The sequence below is a fragment of the Pseudomonas promysalinigenes genome, assembly GCF_014269025.2.
GTDB classification, from domain to species: domain Bacteria; phylum Pseudomonadota; class Gammaproteobacteria; order Pseudomonadales; family Pseudomonadaceae; genus Aquipseudomonas; species Aquipseudomonas promysalinigenes.
This window is the reverse complement of sequence record NZ_CP077094.1, coordinates 130857-152928: the sequence shown is the minus strand read 5'-3', so window position 1 is coordinate 152928 and position 22072 is coordinate 130857. Positions and strand designations below refer to the sequence as shown.

The following is a 22072-nucleotide window of genomic DNA, read 5'->3' as shown; positions in this document are numbered from 1 at the left end:
TTACGCAACACTGATCTGCCCCTTCTTCAGTGCATCCATGACCGAAGCTTTCGGGCCATCGGCAACAATTTGGCCGCGATCGATAACGATCAGCCGGTCCACCAGCGTCAGCAGCGAAGCACGGTGAGTCACCAGCAGCACCGTCTTGTGCTCGATGACCGCCTGCAGGCGCTGTTTGAGGCGTTCCTCACCCGTGTTGTCCATGGCAGCAGTGGGCTCATCGAGCAGCAGGATCTGCGGGTTGAGCAACAGGGCGCGGCCCAGCGCGACGTTCTGCCGCTGACCGCCGGAGAGGTTTTGCCCACGCTCACCCACTTGCAGCTCGTAACCGTCCGGGTGCAGACGGGCGAATTCGTGGACCCCGGCCAGTTCGGCGGCCTGCAGGATCAGCTCGTCCTCAATGTAACGGGCACCGCTGACCAAGTTATCGCGCAAGGTGCCAGCCAACAGCTGAATATCCTGAGGTACATAGCCCACATTGTGACGCAGCTCGCTGACGTCGATCTGGCGTATGTCTACGCCGTCGACCAGCAGCGAGCCGTTGTCGGCTTCGTAGAGGCCGACGATGAGCTTGGCCAGCGAGCTCTTGCCCGAGCCGCTACGGCCGATGATGCCGATTTTTTCGCCTGGGCGGACACTGAGGTTGATGCCTTTTAGCGCGAGGTTTTGCTGGTTCGGGTAGGTGAAGTCGACGCCACGGAATTCGATAGCGCCCTGCAACACCTGGCGGCTCAAAGGGCGCTCTTCGAAGTTGCGCTCTTGGGGCAGCTCCATCATCTGATTGGTCGAGGCCATGGTGACCTTGGCCTGCTGGTAGCGGGCAAGCAGGCCGTTCAGCGAACTCAGCGGGCCCAACGCGCGGCCGCTGAGCATGTAGCACGCCACAAGGCCGCCCATGCTCAGGTTGCCGTCGATGATCAAGTACACGCCGACGCAGATCATCGCCACACCAGCCAGTTGCTGAATCAGCAAGGTAATGTTCATCGCCAGGCTAGACAGCACCTTGACGCGCAATTCCAGGCGGCTGAGGGTGCCAAGCGTCTGCTCCCACATGTACTGGCGCTCGCTTTCGGCATTGTTGACCTTGACCGCGTCCAACCCAGCCAAGGTTTCAATCAGGCTCGATTGACGTTCCGAGGCCAGTGCCATGGTGCGTTCCATGGTCGCCATGAGTGGCCGTTGCAGGGCATATCCAATGCCCAGAGCCAGGGGGAAGGCGAGGATAGGGATCCACACCAAATGCCCACCGATGATGGCAATGACCAGCAGAATGATGAAGGTGAACGGCAGATCGATCAGGCTGGTCAGAGTCAGCGAAGCTAGAAAGTCACGAAGCCCCTGAAACTCATGGATGTTCTGGGCAAAGCTGCCGACCCGGGCCGGGCGGTACTTCATCGACATACCGACGATGCGCTCGAACAATGTCGCAGAGATGATCAAGTCGGTCTTCTTGCCAGCCAGGTCCAGGCATAACCCTCGCAGCCCCTTGAGGATCAGGTCGAACAAGTAGGCCCCGGTGATGCCCACCGCCAGCACCCATAGCGTGGAGGTGGCCTGGTTGGGGACGACGCGGTCGTAGACGTTCATCACGAACAATGGGGCAGCCAGCGCGATCAGGTTGATCACCAGGCTTGCAGCAATGGCATCGATGTACAGCCACTTGCTGCGCAGCAGCGTGTCGCGGAACCAGGAACGGGCACGCGGGATCAGGTTACCGTGATTGACGTCGAACTTGTGCTGAGGCTGTGCGAAGAACACTTTGCCGCTGTAATCCTCGACAAGCGCCTCACGGCTGATCAAGACCTCGCCACCATCACTCTCGCTGAGCAGCAAGCGCGCATTGTCTTCGCCCTCCCATCCCAGCAGGACGGCAGCGCGACCCTCTTTGAGCAGCAACATGGCCGGCATGGCAATGCTCGGGATCTGCTCGAGCTTGCGCTGCAGCAAACGCCCTTGCAGCCCGGCACGCGCGGCGGCACGTGGCAGCAGTTCGGCATTCAGCCGCTGGGCCGGCAGTGGCAGGCCTGTGGTGAGCATCGCCCGGCTCGCGGGTTTCTGATGCAAGACACACAAGGTCAGCAGGCTATCCAGTAGCGGATCGTCGTGCTGACTACGTGGATCGTGGTTGAGTTGGGCTCGACTGACTTCGGATTCCACGCGGGGCTCTCTTCAACCTGAAGGGTAAGGTTTTGGGTGAACCTCAGTTTGGACCTGACGGGTTCACCTGTGGTTTCAATTGGTTCTGCTCGCTCAAGATGGCGGGCGGTGCGATGACACCCCGGCGCTTGAGCAGTTGGCCAATGGTCGCCTTGATTCGTTACTGAGTAAACAACTGAATGGCCATCACTGCCACTCAATGGAGCTAAGCAGTAGTGGTTTCATTTATCTCTACCCAACCGATTCCCGTGAGTGTCAGGTATTCGGTTCTTCCGGGCAGGGCACTGCCAAATGATCGGCGCCTAGGCTTCGGCGTTTAGTGCGGATCTGGCGATGCTTGGCTTTTCTATGGGTTCAAGCACCCCACTCCCGGCCTCAATTAGGCCGCTTGGCAGGCTTTTGGCATGCACCGTAGAGTGCCAAAATCCCGATGGGGAGCGTCAAACAAACCTATACGAATATTTATGAAATCTATCAGAACACTCATCGTTATGGGTCATGAATGGATTGCTACCGGGGTGCAAAATGCCATCCTCTTTCACCGCTAGATGACCTCCAGTCCGGGCCTTTGAGCGGTATATCAGAACCATCGAATAATTGAAGAAATATCAATGTGACATTATTTCGCCGATTGTTTAGGATGAGAGATATTTGGTCAATAGTTTGGCATAAACGTAATTCCAATTGGTTATAGCCAGTAAGTTGACGCGCATTTTTAACATATTTATTGACACCATTGCGCCTGATGAGCATCAAAGATGCCTTTCGGGTCAGGGACGTCCCACCATCGGGTAAGTCGGAGAGTCTAATGAGCAGCGTTGTTGCCATCGTCAAAAGCATTGTTGGCCAAGTCATCGCAGTATCCCCAGAAGGCATCCGGCGCGTCCTGATCGAAGGCGATCGCCTGTTCGCGGGCGAGCAAGTGTTAACCGGCGCAGGTGGAGCGGTAACGCTGGAGCTGGCTGATGGCCGCTTGCTGGACCTTGGGCGCGATACTCAGTGGAGCGCAGACGCACCGGACAGCAGCACTGACCTGGGCCTGGCCGCCGCGCAAGCTGCGCCGTCGGTTGAAGAACTGCAACAAGCGATTGCCGCCGGCGCTGACCCGACCACCGAGCTCGAAGCTACGGCTGCTGGCGCTACCGCTGCAGGTGGCGGCGCAGCGGGGGGCGGGCATAGTTTCGTTATGCTCGATGCCACGGCGGGCAGTGTCGATCCGACAGTGGGCTTCCCCACCGACCCTCTGAATTTCGCAGCCGCCGCTACTGCCGAGGAAACCGGGGCACTTACCGCAGCGTCCACTACGGCGGACACTCCGATCGCCACGGACCTTACGCTGAGCGCAACCCCTTCGATCAGCGAAGCCGGTGGCGTCATCGTTTATACCGCAACCGTTGGGCAGGCGCCGGCCACCAACCTGACCGTGACCCTCTCGAACGGCGCAGTGATCATCATTCCAGCCGGGCAGACCTCGGGAACAGTCAATTTTCCAGTTGCGGGCAATGATACGCCCTACATTGATGGTGGGCAGATCTCTACAACAGTGACTGGCACTACCGGTGGTGGCAACGTAGTCGTCACGCTGCCGCAGACACCGGTGGTGACTGAAATCACAGACACCATCGACACCACCACCGCCACCCTGACCGCTACTCCAAGCGTGACCGAAGGTGGCGTGATCACTTACACCGTGACGCTGAGCAACCCTGCTCAGACGCCGGTGACCGTGACCCTGTCCAACGGCCAGACCATCACTGTTGCTGCTGGCCAGAGCACCGGTAGCGTCGACTTTCAGACGCCGGCCAACGACGTCTACAACAATGGTTCGACCGTTAACACCACTATCACCGCAGCAACCGGTGGCAACTTCGAACAGCTGACGCCGAATCCAGCCCCGGCCACGACCGTGATCGCGGACTCCGTCGACACCACCACCGCTACCCTGACCGCTACTCCAAGCGTGACCGAAGGTGGCGTGATCACTTACACCGTGACGCTGAGCAACCCTGCTCAAACGCCGGTGACCGTGATCCTGTCCAACGGCCAGACCATCACTGTTGCTGCTGGCCAGAGCACTGGTAGCGTCGATTTCCAGACGCCGGCCAATGACGTCTACAACAATGGTTCGACCGTTAACACCACTATCACTGCAGCAACCGGTGGCAACTTCGAACAGCTGACGCCGAATCCAGCCCCGGCCACGACCGTCATCGCGGACTCCGTCGACACCACCACCGCCACTCTGACCGCTACCCCAAGCGTGACCGAAGGTGGCGTGATCACTTACACCGTGACGCTGAGCAACCCCGCTCAGACGCCGGTGACCGTGACCCTGTCGAACGGCCAGACCATCACTGTTGCTGCTGGGCAGAGCACCGGTAGCGTCGATTTCCAGACGCCGGCCAATGACGTCTACAACAATGGTTCGACCGTTAACACCACTATCACCGCAGCAACCGGTGGCAACTTCGAACAGCTGACGCCGAATCCAGCGCCGGCCACGACCGTGATCGCGGACTCCGTCGACACCACCACCGCTACCCTGACCGCTACTCCAAGCGTGACCGAAGGTGGCGTGATCACTTACACCGTGACGCTGAGCAACCCCGCTCAAACGCCGGTGACCGTGACCCTGTCCAACGGCCAGACCATCACTGTTGCTGCTGGGCAGAGCACCGGTAGCGTCGATTTCCAGACGCCGGCCAACGACGTCTACAACAACGGCTCGACCGTTAACACCACTATCACTGCAGCAACCGGTGGCAACTTCGAACAGCTGACGCCGAACCCGGCGCCGGCCACGACCGTGATCGCGGACTCCGTCGACACCACCACCGCTACTCTGACCGCTACTCCAAGCGTGACCGAAGGTGGCGTGATCACTTACACCGTGACGCTGAGCAACCCCGCTCAAACGCCGGTGACCGTGACCCTGTCCAACGGCCAGACCATCACTGTTGCAGCTGGCCAGAGCACTGGTAGCGTCGATTTCCAGACGCCGGCCAATGACGTCTACAACAATGGTTCGACCGTTAACACCACTATCACTGCAGCAACCGGTGGCAACTTCGAACAGCTGACGCCGAATCCAGCCCCGGCCACGACCGTGATCGCGGACTCCGTCGACACCACCACCGCCACCCTGACCGCTACCCCAAGCGTGACCGAAGGTGGCGTGATCACTTACACCGTGACGCTGAGCAACCCTGCTCAAACGCCGGTGACCGTGACCCTGTCCAACGGCCAGACCATCACTGTTGCTGCTGGGCAGAGAACCGGTAGCGTCGATTTCCAGACGCCGGCCAACGACGTCTACAACAATGGTTCGACCGTTAACACCACTATCACCGCAGCAACCGGTGGCAACTTCGAACAGCTGACGCCGAATCCAGCGCCGGCCACGACCGTGATCGCGGACTCCGTCGACACCACCACCGCTACCCTGACCGCTACTCCAAGCGTGACCGAAGGTGGCGTGATCACTTACACCGTGACGCTGAGCAACCCCGCTCAAACGCCGGTGACCGTGACCCTGTCCAACGGCCAGACCATCACTGTTGCTGCTGGGCAGAGCACCGGTAGCGTCGATTTCCAGACGCCGGCCAACGACGTCTACAACAATGGTTCGACCGTCAGCACCACTATCACTAGCACCACCGGCGGCAATTTCGAGCAGCTTGATGTGAGCTCCACACCTGCCGTTACATCAATCACTGACTCGATAGATATTTCGACCGTAACCCTAACGGCCACCCCAAGCGTGACCGAAGGCGGCACCGTGGTGTACACCGCCACTGTCAGCGCCCCTGTTACCGGTGCCCCACTGGTGATCACCCTGGCCAACGGCCAGACCATTACCATTCCGGTCAACGCAAGCTCCGGCTCGGTCGACTACGTTGCGCCGAACAACGTCTACAACACAAACACGCCGCTGACCAACAGCATCACTAACGTCACTGGCGGTAACTACGAGAAGCTGGAGACTGCTGGTAATCCGACCACTTCGGTTACTGACGATCCGGCGAAGCTCGACAGTACTGGCCTCACCTTGTCCGCCACCGGTACCGTCCAGGAAGGCGGCAGCATCGTTTACACCGCTACTCTGACCAATCCGGCTGGTAGCGAAATGAAGATCACCCTGAGCAATGGTGAAGTCATCACTATTGGCAAGGGTTTGACAGAAGGCTCGATCACTGTCCCAGCACCAGCCAACACCGTCTATGTCGATGCCGGCAATGTCAGTGTGAATGTCACCGGCACCACCGGTGGTGACTTCGAGAAGCTGGACGTCAGCCCAGCGCCGGCTGTGACCGCAATCACCGATACCATCGATACTTCGACGGTAACCCTGACCGCGACCCCAAGCGTGACCGAAGGCGGCACTGTGGTGTACACCGCCACTGTCAACGCCCCGGTTACTGGTGCTCCGCTGGTGATTACTTTGGCTAACGGCCAGACCATCACCATCCCGGTAAACGCCAGCTCTGGCTCGGTTGACTACGTTGCGCCAAACAACGTCTACAACACCAACACCCCGCTGACCAACAGCATCACCAACGTCACCGGTGGCAACTACGAGAAGCTGGAAACGTCTGGTAACCCAACCACTTCGGTTACCGATGATCCGACCCAGCTGGACAGCACTGGCCTCACCTTGTCCGCCACTGGCACCGTCCAGGAAGGTGGCAGCATCGTTTACACCGCCACCCTGACCAATCCAGCCGGTAGCGAGATGACGGTTACCTTGAGCAATGGTGCCGTGATCACCATCGCCAAAGGCCAGACTGAAGGCAGCGTTTCGTTCGATGCACCAGCTAACACCGTCTATGTCGATGCGGGTAATGTCAGTGTGAATGTTACCGGCACCACCGGGGGTGACTTCGAGAAGCTAGACGTCAGCTCAACACCGGCTGTGACCGCAATCACCGATACCATCGATACTTCGACGGTGACCCTGACGGCCACTCCGTCCGCTGTTGAAGGTGGCGTGGTCACCTACACGGCGAGCGTGACTTCGCCAGTTACCGGTACTCCGCTGGTGATCACTCTGGCCAACGGCCAGACCATCACCATCCCGGTCAACGCAAGCTCCGGCTCGGTCGACTACGTTGCACCGAACAACGTCTACAACACCAACACGCCGCTGACCAACAGCATCACCAATGTCACCGGTGGTAACTACGAGAAGCTGGAAACGGCTGGTAACCCAACCACTTCGGTTACCGATGATCCAGCCAAGCTGGACAGCACCGGCTTGAGCCTCAGCGCCACTGGCACCGTTCAGGAAGGCGGCAGCATCGTTTACACCGCTACTCTGACCAATCCGGCTGGCAGCGAGATGAAGATCACCCTGAGCAATGGTGAAGTCATCACCATTGGCAAAGGTTTGACCGAAGGCTCGATCACGGTCCCAGCACCAGCCAACACCGTGTATGTCGATGCTGGCAATGTGAGTGTGAGCGTCACTGGAGCTACTGGTGGTGACTTCGAGAAGCTGAACGTCAGCCCGGCACCGGCTGTGACTGCAATCACCGACACCATCGATACTTCCACAGTGACTCTGACGGCCACTCCGTCCGCTGTTGAAGGTGGCGTGGTCACCTACACCGCGAGCGTGACTTCGCCAGTCACCGGCACTCCTCTGGTGATCACTCTGGCCAACGGACAGACCATCACCATCCCGGTCAACGCAAGCTCCGGCTCGGTTGATTTCACAGCGCCGAACAACGTCTACAACACCAACACGCCGCTGACTAACAGCATCACTAACGTCACCGGTGGCAACTACGAGAAGCTGGAAACCGCTGGTAACCCGACCACTTCGGTTACCGATGATCCGGCGAAGCTGGACAGCACTGGCCTCACCTTGTCCGCCACCGGTACCGTCCAGGAAGGCGGCAGCATCGTTTACACCGCTACTCTGACCAATCCGGCCGGTAGCGAAATGACGGTTACCTTGAGCAATGGTGCAGTGATCACCATCGCCAAAGGCCAGACTCAAGGCAGCGTGTCGTTCGATGCCCCAGCCAACACTGTCTATGTCGATGCCGGCAATGTGAGTGTGAATGTCACCGGCACCACAGGTGGTGACTTCGAGAAGCTGAACGTCAGCCCGGCACCGGCTGTGACCGCCATCACCGACACCATCGATACCTCGACGATGACTCTGACCGCGACCCCAAGCGTGACCGAAGGCGGCACCGTGGTGTACACCGCCACCGTCAACGCACCGGTTACTGGTGCTCCGCTGGTGATCACCCTGGCCAACGGCCAGACCATCACCATCCCGGTCAACGCCAGCTCTGGCTCGGTTGACTACGTTGCACCGAACAACGTCTACAACACCAACACGCCGCTGACTAACAGCATCACCAACGTCACCGGTGGCAACTACGAGAAGCTGGAAACGGCTGGTAACCCGACCACTTCGGTTACCGATGATCCGGCGAAGCTCGACAGCACTGGCCTCACCTTGTCCGCCACCGGCACCGTCCAGGAAGGTGGCAGCATCGTCTATACCGCGACCCTGACCAATCCGGCCGGTAGCGAGATGACGGTCACCTTGAGCAACGGTGCCGTGATCACCATCGCGAAAGGCCAGACTGAAGGCAGCGTGTCGTTCGATGCCCCAGCCAACACTGTCTATGTCGATGCCGGTAATATCAGTGTGAATGTCACCAGCACCACCGGTGGTGACTTCGAGAAGCTGGACGTCAGCCCGGCACCGGCTGTGACTGCAATCACCGACACCATCGATACTTCCACAGTGACCCTGACGGCCACTCCGTCCGCTGTTGAAGGTGGCGTGGTCACCTACACCGCGAGCGTGACTTCGCCAGTTACCGGTACTCCGCTGGTAATCACCCTGGCTAACGGTCAGACCATCACCATCCCGGTCAACGCAAGCTCCGGCTCGGTCGACTACGTTGCGCCAAACAACGTCTACAACACCAATACGCCGCTGACCAACAGCATCACTAACGTCACCGGTGGCAACTACGAGAAGCTGGAAACGGCTGGTAACCCAACCACTTCGGTTACCGATGATCCGGCGAAGCTCGACAGCACTGGCCTCACCTTGTCCGCCACCGGCACCGTCCAGGAAGGCGGCAGCATCGTCTACACCGCGACCCTGACCAATCCGGCCGGTAGCGAGATGACGGTTACCTTGAGCAATGGTGCAGTGATCACCATCGCCAAAGGCCAGACTGAAGGCAGCGTTTCGTTCGATGCGCCAGCTAACACCGTGTATGTCGATGCGGGTAATGTCAGTGTGAATGTCACCGGCACCACCGGGGGTGACTTCGAGAAGCTAGACGTCAGCTCAACACCGGCTGTGACCGCAATCACCGATACCATCGATACTTCGACGGTGACCCTGACGGCCACTCCGTCCGCTGTTGAAGGTGGCGTGGTCACCTACACGGCGAGCGTGACTTCGCCAGTTACCGGTACTCCGCTGGTGATCACTCTGGCCAACGGCCAGACCATCACCATCCCGGTCAACGCAAGCTCCGGCTCGGTCGACTACGTTGCACCGAACAACGTCTACAACACCAACACGCCGCTGACCAACAGCATCACCAATGTCACCGGTGGTAACTACGAGAAGCTGGAAACGGCTGGTAACCCAACCACTTCGGTTACCGATGATCCAGCCAAGCTGGACAGCACCGGCTTGAGCCTCAGCGCCACTGGCACCGTTCAGGAAGGCGGCAGCATCGTTTACACCGCTACTCTGACCAATCCGGCTGGCAGCGAGATGAAGATCACCCTGAGCAATGGTGAAGTCATCACCATTGGCAAAGGTTTGACCGAAGGCTCGATCACGGTCCCAGCACCAGCCAACACCGTGTATGTCGATGCCGGCAATGTGAGTGTGAGCGTCACTGGAGCTACTGGTGGTGACTTCGAGAAGCTGAACGTCAGCCCAACACCGGCTGTGACCGCTATCACCGACACCATCGATACCTCGACGGTGACCCTGACGGCCACTCCGTCCGCTGTTGAAGGTGGCGTGGTCACCTACACCGCGAGCGTGACTTCGCCAGTTACCGGTACTCCGCTGGTAATCACCCTGGCCAACGGCCAGACCATTACCATCCCGGTCAACGCCAGCTCCGGCTCGGTCGACTACGTCGCACCGAACAACGTCTACACCACCAATACCCCACTGACGAACAGCATCACTAACGTCACTGGCGGCAACTACGAGAAGCTGGAAACCGCTGGTAACCCAACCACTTCGGTTACCGATGATCCGGCGAAGCTCGACAGCACTGGCCTCACCTTGTCCGCCACCGGCACCGTCCAGGAAGGCGGCAGCATCGTCTACACCGCTACCCTGACCAATCCGGCTGGCAGCGAGATGAAGATCACCCTGAGCAATGGTGAAGTCATCACCATTGGCAAAGGTTTGACCGAAGGCTCGATCACGGTCCCAGCACCAGCCAACACCGTGTATGTCGATGCCGGCAATGTGAGTGTGAGCGTCACTGGAGCTACTGGTGGTGACTTCGAGAAGCTGAACGTCAGCCCAACACCGGCTGTGACCGCTATCACCGACACCATCGATACCTCGACGGTGACCCTGACGGCCACTCCGTCCGCTGTTGAAGGTGGCGTGGTCACCTACACCGCGAGCGTGACTTCGCCAGTTACCGGTACTCCGCTGGTAATCACCCTGGCCAACGGCCAGACCATTACCATCCCGGTCAACGCCAGCTCCGGCTCGGTCGACTACGTCGCACCGAACAACGTCTACACCACCAATACCCCACTGACGAACAGCATCACTAACGTCACTGGCGGCAACTACGAGAAGCTGGAAACCGCTGGTAACCCAACCACTTCGGTTACCGATGATCCGGCGAAGCTCGACAGCACTGGCCTCACCTTGTCCGCCACCGGCACCGTCCAGGAAGGCGGCAGCATCGTCTACACCGCTACCCTGACCAATCCGGCTGGCAGCGAGATGAAGATCACCCTGAGCAATGGTGAAGTCATCACCATTGGCAAAGGTTTGACCGAAGGCTCGATCACGGTCCCAGCACCAGCCAACACCGTGTATGTCGATGCCGGCAATGTGAGTGTGAGCGTCACTGGAGCTACTGGTGGTGACTTCGAGAAGCTGAACGTCAGCCCAACACCGGCTGTGACCGCTATCACCGACACCATCGATACCTCGACGGTGACCCTGACGGCCACTCCGTCCGCTGTTGAAGGTGGCGTGGTCACCTACACCGCGAGCGTGACTTCGCCAGTTACCGGTACTCCGCTGGTAATCACCCTGGCCAACGGCCAGACCATTACCATCCCGGTCAACGCCAGCTCCGGCTCGGTCGACTACGTCGCACCGAACAACGTCTACACCACCAATACCCCACTGACGAACAGCATCACTAACGTCACTGGCGGCAACTACGAGAAGCTGGAAACCGCTGGTAACCCAACCACTTCGGTTACCGATGATCCGGCGAAGCTCGACAGCACTGGCCTCACCTTGTCCGCCACCGGCACCGTCCAGGAAGGCGGCAGCATCGTCTACACCGCTACCCTGACCAATCCGGCTGGCAGCGAGATGAAGATCACCCTGAGCAATGGTGAAGTCATCACCATTGGCAAAGGTTTGACCGAAGGCTCGATCACGGTCCCAGCACCAGCCAACACCGTGTATGTCGATGCCGGCAATGTGAGTGTGAGCGTCACTGGAGCTACTGGTGGTGACTTCGAGAAGCTGAACGTCAGCCCAACACCGGCTGTGACCGCTATCACCGACACCATCGATACCTCGACGGTGACCCTGACGGCCACTCCGTCCGCTGTTGAAGGTGGCGTGGTCACCTACACCGCGAGCGTGACTTCGCCAGTTACCGGTACTCCGCTGGTAATCACCCTGGCCAACGGCCAGACCATTACCATCCCGGTCAACGCCAGCTCCGGCTCGGTCGACTACGTCGCACCGAACAACGTCTACACCACCAATACCCCACTGACGAACAGCATCACTAACGTCACTGGCGGCAACTACGAGAAGCTGGAAACCGCTGGTAACCCAACCACTTCGGTTACCGATGATCCGGCGAAGCTCGACAGCACTGGCCTCACCTTGTCCGCCACCGGCACCGTCCAGGAAGGCGGCAGCATCGTCTACACCGCTACCCTGACCAATCCGGCTGGCAGCGAGATGAAGATCACCCTGAGCAATGGTGAAGTCATCACCATTGGCAAAGGTTTGACCGAAGGCTCGATCACGGTCCCAGCACCAGCCAACACCGTGTATGTCGATGCCGGCAATGTGAGTGTGAGCGTCACTGGAGCTACTGGTGGTGACTTCGAGAAGCTGAACGTCAGCCCAACACCGGCTGTGACCGCTATCACCGACACCATCGATACCTCGACGGTGACCCTGACGGCCACTCCGTCCGCTGTTGAAGGTGGCGTGGTCACCTACACCGCGAGCGTGACTTCGCCAGTTACCGGTACTCCGCTGGTAATCACCCTGGCCAACGGCCAGACCATTACCATCCCGGTCAACGCCAGCTCCGGCTCGGTTGACTACGTTGCACCGAACAACGTCTACAACACGAACACGCCGCTGACCAACAGCATCACTAACGTCACTGGCGGCAACTACGAGAAGCTGGAAACCGCGGGTAACCCGACCACTTCGGTTACCGATGATCCAGCCAAGCTGGACAGCACTGGCTTGAGCCTCAGCGCCACCGGCACCGTTCAGGAAGGCGGCAGCATCGTTTACACCGCTACCCTGACCAATCCGGCCGGTAGCGAGATGAAGATCACCCTGAGCAATGGTGAAGTCATCACTATTGGCAAAGGTTTGACCGAAGGCTCTATCACCGTCCCAGCACCAGCCAACACCGTCTATGTCGATGCCGGCAATGTGAGTGTGAATGTCACCGGCACCACCGGTGGTGACTTCGAGAAGCTGGACGTCAGCCCGGCACCGGCTGTGACCGCCATCACCGATACCATCGATACTTCGACGGTGACCCTGACCGCGACCCCAAGCGTGACCGAAGGCGGCACTGTGGTGTACACCGCCACTGTCAACGCCCCGGTTACTGGTGCTCCGCTGGTGATTACTTTGGCAAACGGCCAGACCATCACCATCCCAGTCAACGCAAGCTCTGGCTCGGTCGACTACGTTGCGCCAAACAACGTCTACAACACCAATACGCCGCTGACCAACAGCATCACTAACGTCACCGGTGGCAACTACGAGAAGCTGGAAACGGCTGGTAACCCAACCACTTCGGTTACGGATGATCCGGCGAAGCTCGATAGCACTGGCCTCACCCTGTCCGCTACCGGCACCGTCCAGGAAGGCGGCAGCATCGTCTACACCGCTACCCTGACCAATCCGGCTGGTAGCGAGATGAAGATCACCCTGAGCAATGGTGAAGTCATCACCATTGGCAAAGGTTTGACCGAAGGCTCGATCACGGTCCCAGCACCAGCCAACACCGTCTATGTCGATGCTGGCAATGTGAGTGTGAATGTCACCGGCACCACCGGTGGTGACTTCGAGAAACTGGACGTCAGCCCGGCACCGGCTGTGACCGCTATCACCGACACCATCGATACCTCGACGGTGACTCTGACCGCGACCCCAAGCGTGACCGAAGGCGGCACCGTGGTTTACACCGCCACCGTCAACGCCCCGGTTACTGGTGCTCCGCTGGTGATCACCCTGGCCAACGGCCAGACCATCACCATTCCGGTCAACGCAAGCTCCGGCTCGGTCGACTACTTTGCACCGAACAACGTCTACAACACGAACACGCCGCTGACCAACAGCATCACCAATGTCACTGGCGGCAACTACGAGAAGCTGGAGACTGCTGGTAACCCAACCACTTCGGTTACGGATGATCCGGCGAAGCTCGATAGCACTGGCCTCACCCTGTCCGCTACCGGCACCGTCCAGGAAGGTGGCAGCATCGTTTATACCGCTACCCTGACCAATCCAGCCGGTAGCGAGATGACGGTTACGTTGAGCAATGGTGCCGTAATCACCATCGCCAAAGGCCAGACTCAAGGCAGCGTGTCGTTCGATGCGCCAGCCAACACCGTTTATGTCGATGCTGGCAATGTCAGTGTGAATGTCACCAGCACCACAGGTGGTGACTTCGAGAAGCTGGACGTCAGCCCAGCGCCGGCTGTGACCGCCATCACCGACACCATCGATACTTCGACGGTGACTCTGACCGCGACCCCAAGCGTGACCGAAGGCGGCACTGTGGTGTACACCGCCACTGTCAACGCCCCGGTTACTGGTGCTCCGCTGGTGATCACTCTGGCCAACGGCCAGACCATTACCATCCCGGTCAACGCCAGCTCTGGCTCGGTTGACTACGTTGCGCCAAACAACGTCTACAACACCAACACGCCGCTGACCAACAGCATCACTAACGTCACTGGCGGCAACTACGAGAAGCTGGAAACCGCTGGTAACCCAACCACTTCGGTTACCGATGATCCGGCGAAGCTCGACAGCACTGGCCTCACCTTGTCCGCCACCGGCACCGTCCAGGAAGGCGGCAGCATCGTCTACACCGCTACCCTGACCAATCCGGCTGGCAGCGAGATGAAGATCACCCTGAGCAATGGTGAAGTCATCACCATTGGCAAAGGTTTGACCGAAGGCTCTATCACGGTTCCAGCACCAGCCAACACCGTCTATGTCGATGCTGGCAATGTGAGTGTGAGCGTCACTGGAGCTACTGGTGGTGACTTCGAGAAGCTGAACGTCAGCCCAACACCGGCTGTGACCGCTATCACCGACACCATCGATACCTCGACGGTGACCCTGACGGCCACTCCGTCCGCTGTTGAAGGTGGCGTGGTCACCTACACCGCGAGCGTGACTTCGCCAGTTACCGGTACTCCGCTGGTGATTACTTTGGCAAACGGCCAGACCATCACCATCCCAGTCAACGCCAGCTCCGGCTCGGTCGACTACGTTGCGCCAAACAACGTCTACAACACCAACACCCCGCTGACCAACAGCATCACCAATGTCACTGGCGGCAACTACGAGAAGCTGGAGACTGCTGGTAACCCAACCACTTCGGTTACCGATGATCCAGCCAAGCTGGACAGCACCGGCTTGAGCCTCAGCGCCACTGGCACCGTTCAAGAAGGTGGCAGCATCGTTTACACCGCGACCCTGACCAATCCGGCTGGTAGCGAAATGACGGTCACCCTGAGCAATGGTGCAGTAATCACCATCGCCAAAGGCCAGACTGAAGGCAGCGTGTCGTTCGATGCCCCAGCCAACACTGTCTATGTCGATGCCGGCAATGTGAGTGTGAATGTCACCGGCACCACAGGTGGTGACTTCGAGAAGCTGAACGTCAGCCCAACACCGGCTGTGACCGCCATCACCGACACCATCGATACCTCGACGGTGACTCTGACCGCGACCCCAAGCGTGACCGAAGGCGGCACCGTGGTGTACACCGCCACCGTCAACGCACCGGTTACTGGTGCTCCGCTGGTGATCACCCTGGCCAACGGCCAGACCATCACCATCCCGGTCAACGCAAGCTCCGGCTCGGTCGACTACGTTGCACCGAACAACGTCTACAACACAAACACGCCGCTGACCAACAGCATCACCAACGTCACCGGTGGCAACTACGAGAAGCTGGAAACGGCTGGTAACCCGACCACTTCGATTACCGATGATCCAGCCAAGCTGGACACTACCGGCGTGAGCCTCACCGCTACAGGCACCGTTCAAGAAGGCGGCCAAATCACCTACACCGCCAAGCTGACCAACCCAGCCGGCAGCGAGATGAAGGTCACCCTCAGCAATGGTGAAGTCATCACTATTGGCAAAGGTTTGACCGAAGGCTCGATCACGGTCCCAGCGCCAGCAAACACCGTGTACGTCGACGCCGGCAGCGTCAGCACGACCATTACCGGCACCACCGGCGGTGACTTCGAGAAGCTGAGCGTCAGCCCAACCCCGGCGGTAACCGCCGTGACCGACACCATCGACACCAGCACCGTAACCCTGACGGCCACCCCAAGCGTGACCGAGGGCGGCGTTGTGACCTACACCGCCACCGTGACCGCGCCTGTGACGGAGAAACCGCTGGTGATCACTTTGGCTAATGGCCAGACCATCACCATCCCAGTCAACGCAAGCTCTGGCTCGGTCGACTACGTTGCGCCAAACAACGTCTACAACACCAATGCACCGCTGACCAACAGCATCACCAATGTCACCGGCGGCAACTACGAGAAACTGGTTACCACCGGTACTCCTAGCACCACGGTCACCGACGACCCGGCGAAGCTGGACACCACCGGTGTCACCTTGACGGCTACCAACACCGTCCAGGAAGGCGGCCAAATCACCTACACCGCCAAGCTGACCAACCCAGCCGGTAGTGAGATGAAGGTCACCCTCAGCAATGGTGCGGTCATCACCATCGCCAAGGGCCTGAGCGAAGGCACCATCACCGTCGACGCACCGAAAAACACCGTGTACGTCGACGCCGGTAAGGTTGAAGCGACCATCACCGGCACGACCGGTGGTGACTTCGAGAAGCTCAACGTCAGTTCGACGCCGGCGGTTACTTCGGTCACCGACACCATCGACACCAGCACCGTGACCCTGAGCGCCACGCCATCGGCCGTCGAGGGTGGAGTGGTCACCTACACCGCTACCGTCAGCGCGCCGGTCACTGGTTCGCCATTGGTGATCTCCCTGGCCAACGGCCAAAGCATCACCATTGGCCTGAATCAGACCACCGGCTCCGTGGACTTCGTGGCACCTAACAACGTATATGCCACCAACCCGACGCTGACTAACAGCATCACGGGCGTAACGGGCGGCAACTACGAAAAACTGGTCACCGCTGGTACACCGACCACCACGGTAACCGACAACCCTGCCAACCTGGACACCACTACCGTCAGCCTCAGCGCCACCGGTACCGTCCAGGAAGGCGGCCAGATCACCTACACCGCCAAGCTGACCAACCCGGCCGGCAGCGCGATGACGGTGACCCTGAGCAACGGTGCAGTCATCAATATCGCCAAGGGCCAGAGCCAAGGTACTGTCACTGTCGATGCACCGAAAAACACCGTGTACGTCGATGCCGGCAGCGTCAGCACGACCATTACCGGCACCACCGGCGGTGACTTCGAGAAGCTGAGCGTCAGCCCAACCCCGGCGGTAACCGCCGTGACCGACACCATCGACACCAGCACCGTAACCCTGACGGCCACCCCAAGCGTGACCGAGGGCGGCGTTGTGACCTACACCGCCACCGTGACCGCGCCTGTGACGGAGAAACCGCTGGTAATCAGCTTGGCCAACGGCCAGACCATCACTATCGGCGTGAACGAGACCAGCGGGTCGGTCAACTACACCGCACCGAACAACGTCTACAACACCAATGCCCCGCTGACCAACAGCATCACCAATGTCACTGGCGGCAACTACGAGAAACTGGTTACCACCGGCACACCAAGCACCACGGTTGTCGATGGCGCCAACACCAAGGACACCACCGGCCTCAGCCTGACCGCCACACCGACCGTTGCCGAAGGCGGCCAGATCACCTATACCGCCAAGTTGACCAACCCAGCTGGCACCGAAATGAAGATCACCCTGAGCAATGGGGAAGTCATCACCATCGGCAAAGGCATGAGCGAAGGCAGCGTGACCATCAACGCGCCAGCCGATGATCCGTACATCGATGCCAGCACACTGAAGGTCAATATCACTGGCTCTACAGGCGGTGATTTCGAGCAGCTGGTTACCGACGGGGCGTTCATCGAAACCAAGGTCACCGACACCATCGACAACACAGGCCTGAGCCTGAGCGCCACGCAAACTGTCGCTGAAGGTGGTCAGATCACCTACACCGCCACCTTGACCAACAAGGCTGGTACCGACATGACCGTCACGCTGAGCAACGGCGCGGTAATCAACATTGCTGCTGGCAAGACCTCCGGCACCGTCACCGTCCCTGCCCCGGCAGACGATGTGTACATCGATGCAGGTAACGTCTCGGCCAAGATCACCGGCACCAGCGGTGGCAACTTCGAGCAACTGACCGTCAGCGACACGGCGGCAGTCACTGCCGTCACCGATACCATTCAGACCACCACACTGAGCATCAACGGCACTGCCGCGGTGGCTGAGGGCGGTACCGCGACCTACACCCTGTCGCTCACCAACCCTGCGCAAACCGACGTCACCGTGAAACTGAGCTACAGCGGCACCGCCACCAACGGTGCCGATTACACTGGCGTGGTCAGCGTGGTGATCAAGGCCAACAGTTCGTCTGCGACCTTCAGCATCCCGACGATCAAGGACAACATTACCGAGGGCACCGAGCAATTCACCGTCAAGATCGACTCGGCCAGTGGCGGCAACTTCGAGAACCTGGCCATCAGCGGTAGCGCCGGTAGCGCAACCACGGTCATCTTCGAACCCGCCCCAGTACTGGACCTGGATGCCAACGACTCCAGCGGCAAGACTGGCGCGGACTACCAGACCACCTTCACCGAGAACGGCAAGGGTGTGTCCATCGGCGATGTCGACCTGAGCATCACCGACTACGACAGCTCGATGCTGACCGGCGCTACGGTTACCCTGACCAACCGTCAGCCGGGCGATGCGCTGAACCTGGGCAACAGCGTCAATGGCATCACCATCAACGCCAACAGCACTGATGGCAAGGTGGTACTGACCCTGAGCGGCACCGCGTCGCTGGCTGACTACATCCAGGCGTTGAAGAACATCACCTTCATCAACAGCAGTGAGGACCCAAGCACCACGCCACGCACCATCACGGTGACAGTGACCGATGGTGTGAACACCTCCAACGTCGCCACCACCACGGTAAACGTGATTGCCGTAAACGATGCGCCGACCACAACCGGGGGCGCGGTCACTGGTACCGAGGACACCGACCTCGTGCTGGGCTGGAGCGACTTCAACGTTAGTGATGTCGACTCCCCACTGAGCAGCCTGGGTGTGACCATCACCAAGCTACCGGATGCCGGGAACCTCAAACTGCTGGTGGGCTCCACCTGGACCGACGTCAAAGCTGGCCAGACCATCAGCCAGGCCGACATCGCCGCTGGCAAGCTCAAGTTCGTGCCGCTTGCCAATCAGTCGGGTGTGGATGCCTATGGCGGTACCGGCGTGGGCAACAAGCAGGCTGACTATGCACAGATCAAGTACACGCCTACCGACGGCAAGGATGCGGGCAGTGAAGCGACGCTGAAGGTCGATATCAGGCCTGTGGCTGACGCCCCGTCCCTGAGCATCGGCAACAACAACGTCGAGTCTCTGGGCCTGACCAAGCAAACCTGGACCAGCCTCACTGGCCTGGGCACCAACGGCAATGGCATTACGGGTGACGCGCTGAAGAACGTCTTCGCCAACTCTGGCAACGCCAGCAAGAGCGAGTTGGTCAATACGGTCGATACCTCGTCCACCATCACCCCCGGTTCAGGTTCCAAGACCTCCGGGCTGATCTACCTGGAAGCCGGCAAGACCTATACCTTCAGCGGCACCGCTGACGACAGCCTGCAGATCGTCGTTGGCGGTAACAACGTAGCGGGAGCGACCTGGGGCTCGGCCAGCGGCAAGATCACTGGCAGCTTCACGCCGACCACCAGTGGCTACTACACCCTGGAGATCTACAGCGCCAACCAGGCAGGGCCAGGTAGCCTGGATGTCAACATTCAGGTGGGCAGCGGTGCGGTCACTGACCTGAACAGCGCCAACATTCCGATGTACCCCAACGTCGCTGCGCTGGCCAACACCGGTGTAACCGTATCCGACCTGCATGGCAGCAACGGTGCTGGTTACTACGATGGCTACAAGCTCAACGAAGGTGGCGAGAACGGCGCGCCGATCAAGCTCGTGAGCATCAGCACCGCGCTCACCGACACGGATGGCTCCGAGAGCCTCAGCGTCAAGCTTTCCGGTATCCCGGCAGGCTCGGTGCTGGCCGACAGCGCTGGCCATACCGTAACCGTGGGCAGCGCTGCAGTGGACGTCACTGGCTGGAACCTTGGTAGCCTGACCATCAAGCCACCGGCCTACTACCAAGGCCAGTTCGATGTGAAGGTATCTTCGACCTCGAGCGAAAGCGTTGGCGGCAGCACGGCGACCACCGAAGGCACGTTCAAAGTCACGGTTTACCCACAGGCCTACACCACCAGTAACCTGTCGGCAGAAAACGACACCCTCACCGGCACCGATGGCAACGACATCATCGTGTCGGACGTCAATGGCCTGCACGTGGTGCCGGGGCAGAACTACAACATCGCGTTCATCGTCGATACCTCGGGCTCGATGGGATCCTCTGGTGTGGATGCGGCCAAGTCGTCGCTGGAGTCGGTATTCAAGACACTGGCAGCGAGCGTCAAAGGCGCCCAGTCGGGTGTGGTCAATATCCTGCTGGTAGATTTCGCGACCCAGGTCAAGAGCAATGTGTCGGTCACCCTCAACGATGCGGGCCTCAAGACCTTGCTGTCGGCCCTGAACACCCTGCAGTCGGGCGGCGGCACCAACTATGAAGATGCCTTCAAAACCACTGCCAACTGGTTCCAGGCGCTCAAGAATGCAGGTAGCACTGGCAGCAATCAGACATTCTTCATTACCGATGGCCAACCGACTTACTACCAGACTGGTGAGAAGACCAACCCGACCCTGGGCTACAGCAGCGTCACGCTGGACAACTACCTGAGTTCGGTCAACTACAAGTTGGGTGATTCGCTTACCAACGCTACCGTGGACAGCACCACCCGAGTGTCCATCCAAACCGACGGGTCGATCACGGTCCAGTACAAGAACGTCTATGGCAACTGGAGAACCTACGAAACCGGCACGCTACACGCCCAGGGTGACGGTACCTACGAGATGTCGACCCGCGCGGGTACCGGTAGCACTACTAACGACGCCACCCTGAGCAACTCGCTGGAAAGCTTCAAAATCCTCTCGGCGCTCTCGGGTGTAGAAGCAATCGGCCTGAACAGCGGTGTCAACACCGACGATCTGAAGCCGTACGACACTGATGGCAAGCCTCAGACCAACATCGACCCGAGCAAGCTCGCCGATGCCATCCTGGGCCATACCGAAGCCACTCTGCCAGGCAATGATACGGTGAACGGGGGTGACGGCAATGACATCATCTTCGGCGACCTGGTGACCTTCCCGTCTATTGCAGGTACGGGTGTCGAGGCCATCCAGGCCTATGTCGCCGGCAAGACTGGGGTCGACATCGGTGACGTAGACGCGCGGGCGATGCACAAGTACGTCAGCGAGCACTACACCGAGTTCGACATTTCCGGGGCCAATGACGGCAGTGACACGCTCATGGGTGGGGCAGGCAATGACATCATCTTCGGCCAGGGTGGCAACGATTACCTCGATGGCGGCAAGGGCAATGACATCCTGCTTGGTGGCAGTGGCAACGACACCCTCATCGGCGGCCAGGGTAACGACATCCTGATCGGCGGCAGCGGTGCCGACCTGTTCGTGTGGAAGGCGGGTGACCTTGGCAACGACGTGATCAAGGACTTCAAAGCCAGTGAAGGTGACCGTCTGGACCTGCGCGACCTGCTGCAGGGCGAGACAGCTAGCACCATCGACAACTACTTGAAGATCACCACCACGGCAGACGGCACGTCCACCTTGCAAGTCAGCACAGAAGGCAAACTCAATGCTGGCGGCAGCGCCGACGTGACCATCAAGCTCGAAGGCGTTAACTGGTCGAATACCACGGTCAACTCGTTGATCAGTGGTGCAGACCCGACCATCAAGGTCGATCACTGATATCCCCTCTACGGTGGCCAGGGATGGCCACCGTAGAGTGGCTTTTCCAGTTCCCTTTCACAGCGCATACTCATG

Annotated in this window: 2 protein-coding genes; one reads left to right on the top strand and one right to left on the bottom strand. The window is 59.5% G+C overall.

What is annotated here, in order from left to right:
• Positions 1-2157, bottom strand: coding sequence for a type I secretion system permease/ATPase (locus HU725_RS00640; RefSeq protein WP_186478322.1), 2157 nt, complete (start codon positions 2155-2157; stop codon positions 1-3).
• Positions 2158-2965: 808 nt separating this feature from the next.
• Between HU725_RS00640 and HU725_RS00635 the strand changes: the two genes are divergently transcribed.
• On the top strand, positions 2966-21997 hold the full coding sequence (locus tag HU725_RS00635) for a retention module-containing protein (RefSeq protein WP_217872370.1): 19032 nt from the start codon (positions 2966-2968) through the stop codon (positions 21995-21997).
• Positions 21998-22072: the final 75 nt, after the last annotated feature.